The organism is Cognataquiflexum rubidum, assembly GCF_022538115.1.
Lineage (GTDB): Bacteria > Bacteroidota > Bacteroidia > Cytophagales > Cyclobacteriaceae > Cognataquiflexum > Cognataquiflexum rubidum.
Genome location: NZ_JAKZAL010000004.1, coordinates 186,081 through 201,391, shown reverse-complemented (window position 1 = coordinate 201,391; position 15,311 = coordinate 186,081). Strand labels below are relative to the sequence as shown.

Here is a 15,311-nt window from a genome sequence, read left to right as displayed (position 1 = left end):
AAGGCAGCTGTGGATTTAGGAAACATTGTTTATATCATCGCCATCATCGCATATTTCATTTATACTGCGACAAGAAAAAAAGGAAACCCGGAAGAAATGGATCAGCCCGGTGCTCCCGATAGTCCGCAGGAACAAAGGAAACCTGTTTCATTTGAGGACCTTTTGAAAGAAATCCGCCAAGGCCAGGGTCAAAGAGAAAAGGACCTACAGGGTAGCGGGCAGGGGAAATCTGCCGAGCAATTTCCCAAAAGAAGTGAAACACGGACATTTGAGCAGCAGAAACCAAGGCCTGTTCAAGAAGGCAGGACTTTTGAACAACCCAAACTGAAACCTGTTCAGGAAGAAAGAAAAATCAGGAGATACGAAAGTTACGAAGGTGAAATTGCTGAGCGGGCGCTTCCGGAAAGGGTCAAATTGGCTGATCAGGAGAGAATCCACAGCCATGTATCCGGTATTAAATCTTCCATTGCTGTAGAGTCATTGGATTCTGTTGAGGAAGAAAACAAATACAAAACCTTATTCAGAAACCCTGAAAATGTCAGAGAGGCTATTATCATGAGCGAAATTTTGAAGAGAAAGTATTTTTAAAAACCTGTAAAATTTTTCTATTCCTCATTTAAAATATCCCATCTTATATAAAGTAAAAGCAGCGATTGGATAGGATTTTGAGCAATTCAAGATCATCCGATTTTTAATTTTTGTAAAGATTATTCATCTGATTTTTTCTGAACTTTCTTCTTAAAACAAGTTTGCCATTTTTTGAGTTTAAATTTCAAATTCCCCGAGAGTCCAAAACTCACTTTAAGACCGTATATCCGATTATGAAAACATTGACAGAAATCAAAACAGGTGAATTATCTACTGAAAGGAGAGATTTCATCAAAAAGTCAGGTGCTTTAGCCGCTATGTCTTTATTTGGAATAGCATTTTTTACAAGCTGTTCCTCTGACGATCCCAATCCCGGGGGCGGAACCAACAATCCTCCCGCATCAGGAAACGGAATTACAGTAACTAACAGTACCGTTACAGTGAATTTGGATCTTGCCACTGCTTTGGCAACTGCCGGAGGTTGGGCTTTGGTCATTGACGCCAAAGTATTGATTGTCAATTTGGGAAGTAACACTTTCAGTGCTTTGACTTCGGTATGTACCCATTCCCAATGTGACAGGAACTGGACTTTTGCAAGCAATGTATTTACCTGCACCTGTCATGGTTCTCGGTTCAATACTGAAGGGGCTGTCCTCACGGGTCCTGCGATACAGCCTCTCAAAACTTACGCCACTAGCCTGAACAACAAGACTCTCACAGTCAATCTTACCTGATGAAAGGGTTTTTGATTTTTACTTTGGTCTTTTTTCTTCTGATAAAACCGGATGAAATCAAGGCCCAGGTTTTCAAGACAGAAACAGGAACAGTTGAATTTCTTTCCAAAGCCTCTTTGAATGAATTCACAGGAGAGTCTTCTTCCTTGAACGGTTTGGTGGATCTGGAAAAAAACCTGCTCGATTTTTTTGTGGACCTCAATACTGTCAAAACAGGAATCGGGTTGAGGGACAGGCACATGAGGGAAAATTATTTGGAAACAAAAAAATACCCTTTTGCGGAATTTACCGGAAAAATAGAGTCTCTCCCTGTTCTGACCAAAGGCCAAAGCCGTGATGTAACTGCCAAGGGAAAATTTAAAATCCACGGCGTAGAGAGAGAAATCACCGTTCCGGGCAAATTGACCATGGTCTCAGACAATGAGCTCAAGTTGGAGGCCCAGTTTAAGGTTTTGCTTTCGGATTATAAAATAGACATTCCTACAGTGGTGTTTTATGAGCTTTCGGAAGAACAGGTCGTAACCATCCAAGCCACTTTGAGAAAATAATTCCCCATCCCAACCCACATCTTATGAAATTCAAAACATTGGCCCTTTTGATGGGGCTGTCATTCAGTTTGCCTGCATTTGCGCAGCTTGAGAGGAAATTGGCCACCGAAAACCAAGAAGTGGAATTGATTTTCCATGCACCCCGACACATCAATTTGCTGACCGTCGAACCCTTGGTCAAAAAAGACCTTCACTTTGCAATCATGCATACTTTTGGGACTTTGGATGGCGGGATTCAGGAATTATGGGGATTGGACAATGGCGCGAATATCCAATTCAGTTTTGAATATGCATTCAGCGATAAGTTTTCTCTTGGGGCGGCCCGTCAAAGCCGCGACAAGGTTTATAACCTGTATGGCAGGTATCATTTGCTGAAACAGACCCAAAACAACAGCATGCCGATTTCCCTTTCGGTGATGGGAGGTGCAGGCGTCAATTCTTCCAATTATGATTTCCTGCAAAACGATGCGCCCACATTTGGAGAAAGAACTTCCTATGCATTTCAGGTGATGGGAGCAAGGAAATTTTCGGACAAATTGAGCGTACAGGTCACACCGATGATGGCTTATTTTGTAGATCCAAATCCCATCTTTTTTATTGAAGGTGACCAAAATCTGTATTTGGCTTTGGGATTCAGCGGCAAATACAAAGTGACAGGCCGATCGTCTCTGACTTTACAGTGGATTCCAAATCTCAATAGCGATTTAAGAAATAACCTTGGGGTGGGAATTGATATAGAAGCAGGGGGACATGTGTTTCAGATGTACTTCGTCACTTCCCAATTCCTGAACGAGCAGTATTTATTGGCAGGCGGCAATGGAACCCCCGGAGATGAATTCAGGATAGGTTTCAATGTCAATAGGATCTTTGCCACAGGGAGAAAGAAGGGACTGAAATAGTCCTTCTTTGGGGATTTTTCTGAATGTTTTGGTGTGGATCCATTCGTCCTCAAACTCTTCCACGGTTTTATAGGGTGATGTGCTAAGCCATAGATCAAAGGAAGAGATAAATTCCTGTTCATCAGGGTAAGCATGTCGGTAATATTTATAGATAAAAATCTTGAACATATCCGGGTTTTGATCCATTGTTTTATACCAGTCGGCTACCCTGAAGAGATTTTCTGGAGGCGAAGGCAATTCACCCAATAATACTTCCCTGCTTAAAAAGACAAAGTTGTTTGTCAATATAGGAACGTGATTATCAGTGGATAGCACATATTCATTAAAATGCTTTTTGAAATGGGGATAATTTTTTGTTTGGATCTGGAAATAGAAACTAGCAGCAACCGGTAAAATCAGAAGTAAGACAAAAACAGGTTTGAAGAGTTTATGATCTGAAACAAAAACATATAACAGACCCATTCCTGTGAGGTAGGCACCCATTTTTGGATCTTCGAGTAAAAATGCCACAAATATACCCAGGGCAACAAGTACCGAGAATCTGGATTTCCAATTGGGTTTGTTTCTCCATTCTTTGGCCCCCATGGCTGCCAAAACAGACAAGGGACCTATTAAAAATGTTAAATGTTCGTGGTTGGGAAAGATGGGATTGTATAATTCCAACGTTGAACTCATAAACCAAAAATCAAGGATCAAACAAAGTGCTGCCATTGTGGAATTCAAAAACAATTTTTTCTTTCGTCTTTATTCCAATAACCATTCCAAAAAATTTATTCTGGTAGAACCTCAAAAAAGGTAATCGATTTATAGGCTAAGCGCTTCTTTGCCAAGAACCAATTTTTTTCAACAATCTGGACGGATCCCGATATCTATCGGGACGAAGTCGGAAGACCGATGCACCGTACCTTTCAAATCTCCAATCTTGAAATATTTTGAATTACCATTTTCAGGTACCATGCGTACATTTAAAATCATTTTATTCTCGAAAGCTTAATATTATTTTCTGACATTATGTGTCAATCAGAATTTGGTTAAATACTAAAAGTTGTATCTTTTGGCTATAAAATTAATCCCATGGCCCAAGCGAATACCATAGAACAACAAAAGATTCTTCGTGTCTTTAAACTCATCAACCTTCTGCGGGGAAATATCGGGAAAAATGTACACAGGTTGGCCGAATCCCTCAATACAGACTCAAGGACGATTTACCGATATTTCAAGTTATTGGAAGCTTTGGGATTTGAAATAGAGAAGAAGCATTCCAAATTCAGGATTGTGGACCGCGTGGAAATTCCCATTGAACATGTTTTCGGTACTTTCAATGAGGAAGAAATCGGATTCATGAATGAACTGATCAACAAAAGCAGCCAGAAAAACCTACTTAAAGATTCTATCCTTCAAAAAATCAATATCCGTTCAGATTTCAGGCAAAGTGTAAATCAGCTTTTCAATGCCAACCTCGGGATTTTTGTAGACCTGATTTCACATGCGATCAAGGACCAAAATCAGGTAATCCTGAGAGATTACTATTCGATGAGTTCGGATTCCGTTACAGACAGGTTGGTCGAACCGGTTGCATTCAATAAAAACTTTGACTCCATCTATGCTTTGGAAGTAGAAACCAAAGAGATGAAAATGTTTAAAATTGAGCGGATAGGAGAGGTGTTGTTAACATCCAAAGTCTTTAGATATCAATCCTTGCATCAGCCTTTGGAACAGGGATTGTTTGGATTTTCAGGCAAAAGTCAGTTTACCGTCCACCTCAAACTCACCAAAAAAGCCTATCAGCTGATGATCGAAGAATTCCCCGATGCCAAACCATTTACCTACACCAAAAACCGGAATCAATATTATTTTGAAGGAGAAGTACCTCAGTTGCCGGGATTGGCCCGTTTTATCCTTGGCTTACCCGGAGAAATTAAGGTGGTAGAAGGAGAGGAGCTCAAATTGTATCTGGCAGAGCAACTGGAGAAAGCTAAATTTTTTTAGTGAGAGGAGAGATGTGAGATATGAGATATGAGACTTTAAAAATCCTCAATATTTTTGTCACACTAGACTTCGATGTTTTCTTCAAGAGATATCATATCAGCCGCAAACTGAAGAGCTGCCAAAATCTGTTCTTTTGAAATATGTGGATAGTTTTCCAATAAATCTTCGATGGAATATCCTTCCCCTAGTTTTCTTATTACAAGTTCTATAGAAATTCTAGTCCCTTTTATTATCGGTTTTCCCAATAATACATCAGGGTTTCTTTCAATTAGGTTTCGATAAGTCATTGCAGTAATATTTTTATGCCAATTCAATTTAAACAAAAGAGCCACAATTTTCATCATGGCTCTTTCTTTCAATTCTCTTTAGGAATCTTTTTATTTTCTTAGAATCTATCTCAATTCTCCCATCTCAAATCTCACGTCTTATTGATGCTCGTCTCTCAATAAATCATTCACCGTCTTCACAGGATTGAAAGTAATCAAGGGTACTTCCACGAATACGGTATTCCATCCTGCCATGGCGCCGTTCCACAATCCCGGCAATTCTAATGCTTTTAAGTCACGTCCGCTTTTTGACTTTTCGGTGATGAACCCTGTCCGCATATCCCTGAATTTCAACAAGTCAAATTTATTCCCCTTGTAATCCTTCGTGGCACATACCAAATCCACAGGATTGAAGTGGGTAGAGGCAGAGAAAATCTCTTTGTGTTTTGGGTTGGAAAGGTCGATCTGTGCAGTCTCAGCGATCTGTAAAGAAAGCGAACCGTCATCCTCTTTCACCCAAAAAGGTCCACCTCCCGGTTCCCCGGTATTCTTGACCATCCCGCAGACGCGCAAAGGTCTGTTGAGTTTGTGGTGCAGGTATTTTCCTTTTTCAGCAATACTTTTCCCATGGTAGGAATCAGGTAAAATTCCGCCCAATGAGTCAGTAACCACCTTCTCGGCAAAAGACACTGCAGATTCATCTACATTCTGATCCAACTTTTTCAAGGCTTCGAAGACCTTCTCCTGTATCTCAAGCAACAATCCCCCGATTGCAATCTTATATTCCTTGGTAGTCTGCTTCAACCTGTCGGGAACTTCATTGTCAATGTTTTTGATGAAAATCACATCTCCGTCGATGTCATTCAGGTTTTCGAGCAATGCGCCGTGTCCTGCCGGTCTGAACAACACGCTGCCATCTTCCTCTACAAAAGGCTCGTTATCCATCGTTACCGCTATCGTATCGGTGGATTTCTTTTGTTGCGAATAGGTAATATCGAACTTGACCCCATATTCCTTTTCCAGCTTTGGCTGAACTTCAGCAATCAATGACTTAAACTTTGGCTCGTGGTCAGGAGAAACCGTAAAATGGAGCCTGATGGTATTGCCTTTTCCCAAACTGTACATCCACCCTTCGATCAGGTGTTCGTAAGCCGGAGTTCTATTGTGGTCAGCATATTTATGGAATTTCAATAATCCTTTGGGGAGATTTCCATATCCCAATCCCGAATCATTGAGCAGGGCCGAAATGATTTTTTTGTATTCCTTATTTTCCAAAGCCTCGCGGATGCTTGATCCTTCTTTTTTGAGGGTATTGTCCAGGTCTTCATAGAATGCAAACTTTTCGATCTGACTGATGAATTTGTCTACAAACTTGTTTTTGGAAATATCTCCGTCACCTTCCACAAAGGAAAAAAGGTCTTTGAACATCCTCGTAGCGGCACCGCTGGCAGGTACAAATTTGACTACTTCTTTTTGCTTTGCTTTTTCCGGATAGGTTTTTTGGAAATGTGCCAATTCGGAATCGGTCAATAATTTGATTCCGTCACCGATGGTAGCTGCCCTTTCGATTGGTAAAAATGGGAATCCTTCTTTGAAGTTTTTGAGCTGTTCTTTGGCATTTTCAAGGGACATACCCTGACTCAAAATCTGCTTTTCAAGCTGTACGTTCATGGTTGAATGGTTATTGGTTCAAAAATTTTTTAATGATATATGGATTTCTGGTATTGGTTGTTTGAAGTGTAAATTGGGATAAATCATGATTGAAAAATCAATATCCATAAATATCCAATATCTATCAATATCTGTTTGAAAAGAATTAAATGGTATTCCAATTTCAATGACTTTACAGATATTGAATATATAGGATGGAAGCTTTTTTCTAGATGCTAAAGCTAATTTTATCACCCGGTCTTTTTTGGGAAAGGATGTTGAGGGAATTGTTTTCCACGTGCAATATCCTAGGATATCCGCCTGTCACCTGCGCATCCCGCATGAGGATGATAATGTTTCCGTTTGGCGTCAACTGAACTGTACCCGGATAGACCGGTGCAGTCAGAATGGGTTCCACCTCATTTTCTATGGTTTCTTCGAGTTGGTACGCCATCCTATTGACCAATGTGGAAATGGTAAAAGACTTTTTCATGATCCTGTTTTGCGTCAGCTTGGGCAATTGATCCCATTCAGGACCTTTGAATACTTTGATTTCCCCATGCTTGAACCAATTGAGGTTCATTTTGGCATGTGAACCCAAAGCAGGGTAGAAGCGCTCTTCAGAGAGGTAGCAGACAGAATCACTTTTTTCAATTCTCGATTGAGGCGTAATGCCTGAGTACCAACTTCTGCTTTCAGCCACGATTTCAGATTCAAAACCTCCCTGTATTCCCATATAAAGCCATTGGCCTTTTCGGAATTTGCGGACATGGATGGTATCATCTTCATTGATATCAAGGATTTTACCGGCTTTTACTTGTTTGTCATTGAGATAAATGTCCGCATCAGCCCCTGCGAAAACTACCCGGGTGGGCATCTCAAAAACCATCTTGGCTCCGGGACCTCCCATTTCCAAAACCGAATCGTAGAATTGGTTTTGAAGTAAATAGTTGGCTTGGGTCATCGAGAACCTGTCCATCACTCCAGAATAAGGCACTCCATAAACTGCCATACCAAATCTCCCAAGGTCCTGAATGGAGGACAATAACCCTGGTTGGACAAAATGGATGTATGCAGGCGTTTTAATCATGATGCCAGATATAGAGACCTTGATGGGAGAGTTGTTTTATTTCTACGAAAACTTCTCTTGTGGTGGGTTCAAATTTGATTTTGTCACCCACGGCCGGAATAACCGGAATTTCTTTGGAAATATCGAAAAGTCTGACCGGACATTGGCCTATGGCGTGCCAGCCTCCGGGACTTTCGGAAGGATAGATTCCGGTCTGTTTTCCCCCAATCGCTACGGTTCCGACAGGCATTGACCTTTCAGGTGATCTTTTTCTAGGCGTGAATAGTTTTTCATCCAATCCTCCGAGATACATGAAACCCGGCAAAAAGCCGTAAAAATGTAAGGTATAAACTGTTTCCGAATGAATTTTTATGATTTCGTCAATGCTGAGTTGATGGATCTGTGCCAGTTTTTCTAAGTCTTTTCCAAATTCGGTGCAATAGCAGACAGGGACTTTCCATATTTTGGAAGCAAAAGTCCCGAGGATTTTTGGCAACTGATAGATCTCTTCCAGGATATCTCTGCAATCTTCCTCGCTGATTTCAATCCTGAGTTTCAATGAAAGTGTGTTGAACCCCATCCTTATTTCACGGATGCCTTCAGCGTACTCCATCTCCAAAAACCGCTTTACCTGTTGCTGTTCATGAAGAATGTCATGGGAAATTTCTTTTGGCCAGACCAGTTCTATCAATTTGCTGTGAATCCTAAAAATCCTGATATCCATATCTTATTGGCCAAAATGTGCTCTGATACATTTTAAAATTTCCAAGGCTGCAGGATTATCTCCGTGGACACAGATGGTTTCTGCTTCGATGGGGATAAAATTTCCGGTGACGGTTTTGATTTTTTGTTCATGAACCATCCAGCCAACATGTTCTATCACTTCCTGAGGGTCGGTAAGCAATGCTTTTGGTTTACTTCTGTCTACCAAGGTCAGGTCGTCATTGTAGCTTCTGTCCGCGAAAACTTCCCTTTTGATCTTGATTCCGGATTCTATCGCCATAGCCGCCATCAGTGATTCTGCGGGACAATAGAAAATGGTATCGGGGAAATATTCTTCGACCAAATGGATCAGAATAAAAGCTGTTAGGTCATTTTTGGCAGCAAAATTATACAAAGCACCATGCGCCTTGATGTGATTCATGGACATCTCTTGGTGCTGACATATCTTTTCAAAAAATTGGATTTGCTTTAAAATAATCGTGTGGAGCAGCTTATGTTCTATTTCCATGAACTTTCTCCCAAAATTTTCCCTGTCCGGAAAGGAGGGATGGGCACCTACTTTTACTCCAAATTTTTTGGCAAGCTGTAGAGCATCAATGATGCTTTTTTCATCTCCCGTATGTCCTCCGCAGGCGATATTGGCACTGTCAAGCAAAGGCATCAACTCCCCATCATTGTCCATTCCTTCCCCAAGGTCACAATTGATATCAAAAGGAAAAATGTTTTTTTTCATCAGGTTAAAAGTAACAAAATCCTTGTTGAATTGGGGCCTGAACCTGAATGGTTTTTATCGGATTCAATTTTTTTACCAATTCCATAAAACACAAACCTGCCAACAAATTTGGTTTGATATCTCTATGAACGATATCCAAATGAATCTTTGGGTAAAAAAATGAAATATTCCTACATTTAATATTATGACATCTCCCCGGACTGCTTATGTATAAATCCCCTGTGTTGGTTGTGTTCTTCTTATGCCTGTCGGTTTTTTCTTTTTCTCAGGAACCTGATTCTATTCTTCTTAAGAAAGCGACCTCTGCATTTGAGCTCGCTTCGGTCAATTCGGATTCAGCCCTTCAAATTGCCAAAGATGTATTGAAACTTTCAAAAGAAAGACGATTTACCAAGGGAATGGCAAATTCCTACAATGCCTTGGGTTGGGCGTACATGCACAAAGGCAAAATGGATTCCTCCCTTGTATCTCTTCATGAAGCAAAAAAGCTATTCGAAAGCACTTCTTCAAACTATGATGTGGTCAGGGTAAATATCAATATCACTGAAGTTTTGACCAAGCAATCCCGCTTTGCTGAAGCTTTGGATTATGCTTTGGAGGCCGAGTCACTAGCCAATAAAATCGGTGACCTACCCCTTCAGACAGATACCAAGCGGCTTTTGGGGATTTTGTACCGCGAACAAGGTGACTTAGAAAAATCTGTTTCATATTTCAATCAAGCCATAACCGGATTTGAAAAACTCGGTGATATCCGGAGGTCGGTCAACACTGCTATAAGCCTCAGTATTTTATTGAGAAAAATGAACCTCGCAGACAGCAGCCTGACAGTGCTTGAAAAATGTTTGTCCTTAGCACAAAACCAACCAAACAACGATTACCAATTGGCCATGATCAGGGAACATCTTGGAGACAGCCATTACCAAAAAGGTGATTTTCAGGCTTCATTGGGGGATTATTTGGCAGCCTTCCGTTTGTTTGAAAAATTGGGAAATATGGCCGATGTAGCCTACGAAGCCATAGTGGTGGGCAAGACGCAGGTTTCAATGGGGAAATATGAAGATGCAGACCGATACCTTTCTATGGCTTATGCAGTCAGTGACAGCCTTGGATTTACCAATTACCAATACGATGCATCTGTGGAATTGGCAGCATTGTACCAAAAGACAGGACAGTGGGAAAAGGCCACCAAACAGCTCGGGATGTCGCTGCAGCTCAAAGACAGCCTTGCCAATCAGATGCAGCTTCAGAAAATGGCGGAGCTCAAAGAAAAATTCGAATCCGAAAAGCAGGAGCAGGAAATCGCCTTACTCAAAGCCAACATTGACCTCGAGAGCAGCAGGTCCCGGCGGAGGATGCAACTGCAATATTTTGTAGTCGCTGTTTTTTTATTGGCGATCATATTGGCTTACCTGATTTTCAACAGATACCAGCTCAGCCAAAAACTCAAAGAACAGGAACTGAGAAACCAGATTTCCTCAGACTTACACGATGACCTTGGATCCACTTTGTCGAGCATAGACATCAACAGCAGGATCGCCTTACTCAAGATTGATGACGGCAACCTTGTCGCTTCACAGCTCCAAAAAATTCAGGAAAACAGCAAAACCATTTTGGACAGTCTCTCGCACATCGTTTGGTCTATCAACCCCTCCAATGACAGTGTCCAAAAAGTAATCTCTAAGATGAAGGATTTTGCCTCCGAGGTATTCGAATCTCAGGGCATCCTTTATAGATTCAAGTCCGATGAAGAAGATTTAGAATCGAAGATCAATCCCTTGATCAGAAAGAATATCTACCTGATTTTCAAAGAAGCGGTAAACAACAGTGCTAAATACAGTTTCGCAGAAAATGTGGAGATAGAAGTTGGGTTCAAAAACCAATGGTTTCACCTCTCGATCATTGATGATGGAAAGGGTTTTGATATCCATGAATCCGGCGAAAAAGGAAACGGACTAAGGAATATGCGCCTGCGGGCGGAGCAGATCCAAGGAGATTTGACCATCAATTCCCAAGTTGGCCAAGGAACTTCCATCCACTTCAAAGTTCATATCCCCTGATTTGGGTATTGTAAATGGCTGTGCCAATCGATAGCTTTAAAATTCAAATGTTTTCCCTATGCCAACCAAGATTTTGATTTATGACGACAATACTGACCTTAGGGAAGGGATATGCCATTTATTGAGATTGAGAGAGGAATATGAAGTGGTGGGGGATTTTGGAGATGCCCGTAATGTCGTCAGGGAAGTCACGGAGTTGAAACCTGATGTGATTGTGATGGACATCGAAATGCCCGGAATTACAGGGGTAGAGGCAGTCAAAAAAATCAGGGCCATTGACCAAAGTGCCCAAATTATCATGTTGACGGTGTTTGATGACCAAGGCCATATTTTTGAAGCCCTGCAATCCGGGGCAAATGGCTATCTTCTGAAAAGAAATGCATCTGACAGGTTGGTCCAGTCGATAGAAGAAGTTTTATCAGGAGGTGCACCTATGAGTCCTTCCATTGCCCGACTCATTATTTCCCAAATGCAATTTCTCAAACCACAGGTTAATTACCAGCTTTCGGTCAGGGAAAAGGAAATCCTGAAATCTTTGGCCACCGGCAACAGTTTCAAACTGATCGCCTCTGACCTGCAGATCAGCCTCGAAACAGTCAGGACCCACATCAAGCGGATCTATGAAAAGCTGCAGGTACACTCCCAGATCGAGGCCGTAAGCAAAGCCTTGAATGAAAAACTGGTCTGATTTTTTGATTCTTCTTGATTTTTATCCCCCTTTTAGGGTATTGTGGTTATTGGTCTATTTCAGCAATTTTACTTTAAGCAAATCAGTCAGGTTGAAGTTTTAACAGGCTGTCTTTCATGATTTTTGAAATATTCCATCATTTAACTTAATCAGTTATGAGAAAAATTACCTTCCCATTTTGCAATGAGGTCCTCTTAAGGCCACTGCTTATCGTCTTTATCCTGGGGTCATTTGGCTGTTCGGAGGAGGAGGGACCAAACAACGTAAACAATCCAAATATTCCGGTTGTGACCAAACTTGAAATTACAGAAACTACTCCTGAAATTGTTTTTTGGGGAGAAGAAGTAACTATCAATGGCACGGGATTTAGTGCCAAACTTGAAGATAATTTTGTTTGGCTCAAAAATGAGACCGCTTCATTGAGTAGTTGTCCTTCAGATAATAGGAATGATTCTACCGGATGGAGGAAAGCTACAGTCCTCAAGGCTACTCCGACCTCTCTCACGATAAAGGTTCCTTACAAAACTGCAGATCAAAACGGAGGAAAAAGAGCTTGTGGTGTTGTTGATCCTAGTATAAGTATAACTGCAAATGGAAAAACGGTGGTTTCGAAAAAGATCAAACTCCTTGGAATACCTTATATTTCAAGCATTTGCTACACCAATTCATTGTTCCAAGGCTCAGGAATAATTCCCGGGAAAGAACTTGAGAATCAAATCAGCATTCCGGGAGTAGGAGTATACGGTTCAAGCTCGGGGATTGATAACAAAATGAAACTGCTCGTCAATGGTGCTGTAATTCCTCTTACGAAGATTGAAAGTACCGGTCCTACCAATTGTGCAAGTGGTTACAAGTTTGTTATACCTATAGATTTTGCCACCGGGATTTGTACGCCCGACCCGATCCGTCCCGGTAGATTTTCGACGATGATGGATTTTGTGGCAATCATTGAAGGGACAAATATCCAATCAGAGAAATTTTCTTATCCGGTCCGAACATTTCCTGAAGAAAGTATAGAGTCGTTCTCGGCACAGAGGGCATCGAAAGGTGCAGGAGGCAATCCCGAAATCAAAATCAAGGGAAAAGGGTTGAATTGGTACAAAGAGGCGAGATTTATCAGTACCAATAGTGCAGGATGTCCTATGACGACCATAGCTCCGGTTTCCAACGTAGCAGGAACCGAGTTGACGGTTGCAATACCGCTTGCAAATATGACTGCAGGTTGTACCTACCAGATTTCTTTGATCAATACCTGTAATATATCCACAGGTCAAATCGGACAGGTAACTATTGATCCTTGATTATTGCTTATTTTCCATCAATAAGGGATAAGGCTTTTAGCTTTATCCTTTATTACTTTGATTTCAGGCTAATTTTTTACCGTAATGGACGCTAAGTTTTCACAAAGGGTCGCTAAATGGGGTGATGGTTTTACCACGGAGTTCGGGTTCTTTTAAAAGCATCCCAAGTAAACAGAATCAGAGAGCAATAATTTTCCATTGTGTGTTTGCTCCTGACTGAAGGCGAGGTAAATATGCCATTTTTTCTGAAGCGAATGAACGGATAGTGAAATGAACTGGCTTTCAGACGACCTGTCTTTGCCAAAGGTGGTATTTTCCGACAGCATTTGCTCGGGATGGTGTAGGACTATAAAAGCTTTGTCCCATGGTTTTGCATTTGAAATATGCGCATTGCTTTGCCAAGTGATATAAATACCATGGTCCAATTTTTCTGCTATTGCATTTATCGGAGGTAATAGCGGTCCCAGACTAACCTTTATCAATGCAGGATCGATTGCAAAATTTGGCCCATCAGCAATGAAGGCATTGTTTAAAGTATAGGAAACACAGGCGTGGAAAGGCCTTCTTGCTCCTTCCGCAAAATTTTGAAAACCAAATGCTATGGCTCTTGTAAGCGATTTCAGGTGACTTTGGGTAAGGGTCATTTTGCTCTGGTACAGTCTTCTAAGCGGTGATGTCTTTTTCTTTTTTGCCTTGGTCTGCTTGGGTGGTGCTTGCCGGACATAGGTTTTGCCTTCAACTTGATAATACACTAATCCTCCAACTTTACCATTGAATTCTCCTCCGGATGAATCATTTACTCTTGCCATATGGGTGACTTTTAAAATGAAAACTTAATATATAAATAATAAATTAGAACTACCAAACTCGACAACCAAAACCCTCTGTTCCCTTTATGCTTTGGGCTTCAATAACAAAAATATTATTGATGAAGGATTGGAGTTTGAATGGTGATGCATTGGTCATGGATTGGTCAATGGGTATGGTATCTACAAATGGGAGGGTACTATGGTGAAGGGAGTCAGTATGACTGGTATGGCTTTGGACTTAGGGAAAAGGGGGTTAAACTATTTTTAATGTTATTTTTCATCCCTCAGGTTGAAAGAAATAAAGAATTCAGAATGAATAATGTTTGTGGAGACACAAACATTGGCGACGTCGACCGACCACGTAGTGGTCAAATATGGGTAGCCCCGAGTAATCCCGATAGCTATCGGGAGCAACTCGGGGTAAAAAAAGAGAACAACGATTCTGGCTTTTGGCAGAGGAAATGCAAATGGGGAAATAGGGTTTCCGCCAAAAACAGGGAAGGTCAATTCTTGAAATTGATTCAACCCCTTCAGGGTTGGCCGGGTCTTGTCGTACATTTTGACTCCCGGGTTGAAACCCGGGGCAATTCAAGGTTCGACCCCGTTGGGGTCAATTTTAGGTTATCCGGATGTTAGCGACGAATAGTGAATTAGAGTTTCCGCCAAAAACAGGTGCGTTCAAAATCCTTTTCGGCCATTGCGAAACCATTGAGTCCTTTGCGGTAAAAAATATACCTCACGCAAAGACGCAGAGCAAAAGTGAAAAGGAGGAGAATGAATAATGTTTGTGGGGACACAAACATTGGCGGCGACGAATGATCCCACAGGGATCAAATATGGGTAGCCCCGAGTAATCCCGATAGCTATCGGGAGCAACTCGGGGTAAAAAAAGAGAACAACGATTCTGGCTTTTGGCAGAGGAAATGCAAATGGGGAAATAGGGTTTCCGCCAAAAACAGGGAAGGTCAATTCTTGAAATTGATTCAACCCCTTCAGGGTTGGCCGGGTCTTGTCGTACATTTTGACTCCCGGGTTGAAACCCGGGGCAATTCAAGGTTCGACCCCGTTGGGGTCAATTTTAGGTTATCCGGATGTTAGCGACGAATAGTGAATTAGAGTTTCCACCAAAAACAGGTGCGTTCAAAATCCTTTTCGGCCATTGCGAAACCATTGAGTCCTTTGCAGTTAAAAAATATATCTCACGCGGAGACGCAGAGCAAAAGTGAAAAGGAGGAGAATGAATAATGTTTGTGGAGA

At 41.4% G+C, this 15,311-nt stretch carries 16 protein-coding genes; 8 read left to right on the top strand and 8 right to left on the bottom strand.

Annotation, left to right across the window (positions count from 1 at the left end; translation table 11 throughout):
* The first annotated feature begins 9 nt into the window (after positions 1–9).
* The 4 genes from MMU05_RS06745 to MMU05_RS06730 all read left to right on the top strand — a co-directional run bounded on the left by MMU05_RS06745 (position 10) and on the right by MMU05_RS06730 (position 2,769).
* Entirely contained in the window at positions 10–588 is a 579-nt protein-coding gene (locus MMU05_RS06745) for a hypothetical protein (RefSeq protein ID WP_241140915.1), read from the top strand.
* Positions 589–821: 233 nt separating this feature from the next.
* Entirely contained in the window at positions 822–1,322 is a 501-nt protein-coding gene (locus MMU05_RS06740; RefSeq protein WP_241140914.1) for a QcrA and Rieske domain-containing protein, read from the top strand.
* Positions 1,322–1,870: a YceI family protein gene (locus tag MMU05_RS06735; protein ID WP_241140913.1), complete on the top strand. Its 549-nt coding sequence runs from the start codon at positions 1,322–1,324 to the stop codon at positions 1,868–1,870. The genes MMU05_RS06740 and MMU05_RS06735 overlap by 1 nt, the downstream gene beginning before the upstream one ends.
* Positions 1,871–1,893: 23 nt before the next feature.
* On the top strand, positions 1,894–2,769 hold the full coding sequence (locus MMU05_RS06730) for a DUF5777 family beta-barrel protein (RefSeq protein WP_241140912.1): 876 nt from the start codon (positions 1,894–1,896) through the stop codon (positions 2,767–2,769).
* On the opposite strand, the gene MMU05_RS06725 is transcribed toward MMU05_RS06730, so the two are convergent.
* A complete protein-coding gene (locus MMU05_RS06725) occupies positions 2,671–3,444 on the bottom strand; it encodes a hypothetical protein (protein WP_241140911.1) in 774 nt (257 codons plus the stop codon). The two genes, MMU05_RS06730 and MMU05_RS06725, sit on opposite strands and share 99 nt — an antisense overlap.
* Positions 3,445–3,843: 399 nt before the next feature.
* On the opposite strand from MMU05_RS06725, the gene MMU05_RS06720 reads away from it, so the two are divergent.
* Positions 3,844–4,758: a helix-turn-helix transcriptional regulator gene (locus MMU05_RS06720; RefSeq protein WP_241140910.1), complete on the top strand. Its 915-nt coding sequence runs from the start codon at positions 3,844–3,846 to the stop codon at positions 4,756–4,758.
* A 62-nt stretch (positions 4,759–4,820) separates the two neighbouring features.
* Here MMU05_RS06720 and MMU05_RS06715 read toward each other — a convergent pair whose 3' ends face one another.
* The 5 genes from MMU05_RS06715 to pxpA form a co-directional block, all read right to left on the bottom strand.
* A complete protein-coding gene (locus tag MMU05_RS06715; RefSeq protein WP_241140909.1) occupies positions 4,821–5,117 on the bottom strand; it encodes a DUF433 domain-containing protein in 297 nt (98 codons plus the stop codon).
* 66 nt (positions 5,118–5,183) lie between these two features.
* Positions 5,184–6,695, bottom strand: coding sequence for a DUF4301 family protein (locus MMU05_RS06710; protein WP_241140908.1), 1,512 nt, complete (start codon positions 6,693–6,695; stop codon positions 5,184–5,186).
* A gap of 208 nt (positions 6,696–6,903) precedes the next feature.
* The gene (locus MMU05_RS06705) at positions 6,904–7,764 is read right to left on the bottom strand and encodes a 5-oxoprolinase subunit C family protein (RefSeq protein ID WP_241140907.1); all 861 of its coding nucleotides are present in this window, start codon (positions 7,762–7,764) and stop codon (positions 6,904–6,906) included.
* On the bottom strand, positions 7,757–8,467 hold the full coding sequence (pxpB, locus tag MMU05_RS06700) for a 5-oxoprolinase subunit PxpB (protein ID WP_241140906.1): 711 nt from the start codon (positions 8,465–8,467) through the stop codon (positions 7,757–7,759). Before pxpB ends, MMU05_RS06705 begins: the two co-directional genes overlap by 8 nt.
* Positions 8,468–8,470: 3 nt before the next feature.
* Positions 8,471–9,199 carry a 5-oxoprolinase subunit PxpA gene (gene pxpA / locus MMU05_RS06695; protein ID WP_241140905.1) on the bottom strand — a complete coding sequence of 243 codons (729 nt, stop codon included), beginning with the start codon at positions 9,197–9,199 and terminating at the stop codon, positions 8,471–8,473.
* Positions 9,200–9,405: 206 nt separating this feature from the next.
* On the opposite strand from pxpA, the gene MMU05_RS06690 reads away from it, so the two are divergent.
* The 3 genes from MMU05_RS06690 to MMU05_RS06680 all read left to right on the top strand — a co-directional run bounded on the left by MMU05_RS06690 (position 9,406) and on the right by MMU05_RS06680 (position 13,245).
* On the top strand, positions 9,406–11,256 hold the full coding sequence (locus MMU05_RS06690) for an ATP-binding protein (protein ID WP_241140904.1): 1,851 nt from the start codon (positions 9,406–9,408) through the stop codon (positions 11,254–11,256).
* A 58-nt stretch (positions 11,257–11,314) separates the two neighbouring features.
* Complete coding sequence (locus tag MMU05_RS06685) at positions 11,315–11,944, top strand: response regulator (protein WP_241140903.1); 630 nt, start codon at positions 11,315–11,317, stop codon at positions 11,942–11,944.
* A gap of 155 nt (positions 11,945–12,099) precedes the next feature.
* Positions 12,100–13,245 (top strand): hypothetical protein, encoded by a 1,146-nt coding sequence (locus tag MMU05_RS06680; RefSeq protein ID WP_241140902.1) that lies wholly within the window; start codon positions 12,100–12,102, stop codon positions 13,243–13,245.
* Positions 13,246–13,397: 152 nt separating this feature from the next.
* On the opposite strand, the gene MMU05_RS06675 is transcribed toward MMU05_RS06680, so the two are convergent.
* Together MMU05_RS06675 and MMU05_RS06670 are read right to left on the bottom strand one after the other, a co-directional pair.
* The gene (locus MMU05_RS06675; protein WP_241140901.1) at positions 13,398–14,054 is read right to left on the bottom strand and encodes a DUF6266 family protein; all 657 of its coding nucleotides are present in this window, start codon (positions 14,052–14,054) and stop codon (positions 13,398–13,400) included.
* Positions 14,055–14,324: 270 nt separating this feature from the next.
* The gene (locus tag MMU05_RS06670) at positions 14,325–14,612 is read right to left on the bottom strand and encodes a hypothetical protein (RefSeq protein WP_241140900.1); all 288 of its coding nucleotides are present in this window, start codon (positions 14,610–14,612) and stop codon (positions 14,325–14,327) included.
* Positions 14,613–15,311: the final 699 nt, after the last annotated feature.

Coding starts and splice junctions, on each gene's coding strand:
- pxpA (WP_241140905.1), bottom strand. CDS start 9,199: ATGAAAAAAAACATTTTTCCTTTTGATATCAATTGTGACCTTGGGGAA.
- MMU05_RS06680 (WP_241140902.1), top strand. CDS start 12,100: ATGAGAAAAATTACCTTCCCATTTTGCAATGAGGTCCTCTTAAGGCCA.
- MMU05_RS06740 (WP_241140914.1), top strand. CDS start 822: ATGAAAACATTGACAGAAATCAAAACAGGTGAATTATCTACTGAAAGG.
- MMU05_RS06720 (WP_241140910.1), top strand. CDS start 3,844: ATGGCCCAAGCGAATACCATAGAACAACAAAAGATTCTTCGTGTCTTT.
- MMU05_RS06670 (WP_241140900.1), bottom strand. CDS start 14,612: ATGTACGACAAGACCCGGCCAACCCTGAAGGGGTTGAATCAATTTCAA.
- MMU05_RS06705 (WP_241140907.1), bottom strand. CDS start 7,764: ATGATTAAAACGCCTGCATACATCCATTTTGTCCAACCAGGGTTATTG.
- MMU05_RS06735 (WP_241140913.1), top strand. CDS start 1,322: ATGAAAGGGTTTTTGATTTTTACTTTGGTCTTTTTTCTTCTGATAAAA.
- MMU05_RS06690 (WP_241140904.1), top strand. CDS start 9,406: ATGTATAAATCCCCTGTGTTGGTTGTGTTCTTCTTATGCCTGTCGGTT.
- pxpB (WP_241140906.1), bottom strand. CDS start 8,467: ATGGATATCAGGATTTTTAGGATTCACAGCAAATTGATAGAACTGGTC.
- MMU05_RS06730 (WP_241140912.1), top strand. CDS start 1,894: ATGAAATTCAAAACATTGGCCCTTTTGATGGGGCTGTCATTCAGTTTG.
- MMU05_RS06675 (WP_241140901.1), bottom strand. CDS start 14,054: ATGGCAAGAGTAAATGATTCATCCGGAGGAGAATTCAATGGTAAAGTT.
- MMU05_RS06710 (WP_241140908.1), bottom strand. CDS start 6,695: ATGAACGTACAGCTTGAAAAGCAGATTTTGAGTCAGGGTATGTCCCTT.
- MMU05_RS06725 (WP_241140911.1), bottom strand. CDS start 3,444: ATGAGTTCAACGTTGGAATTATACAATCCCATCTTTCCCAACCACGAA.
- MMU05_RS06685 (WP_241140903.1), top strand. CDS start 11,315: ATGCCAACCAAGATTTTGATTTATGACGACAATACTGACCTTAGGGAA.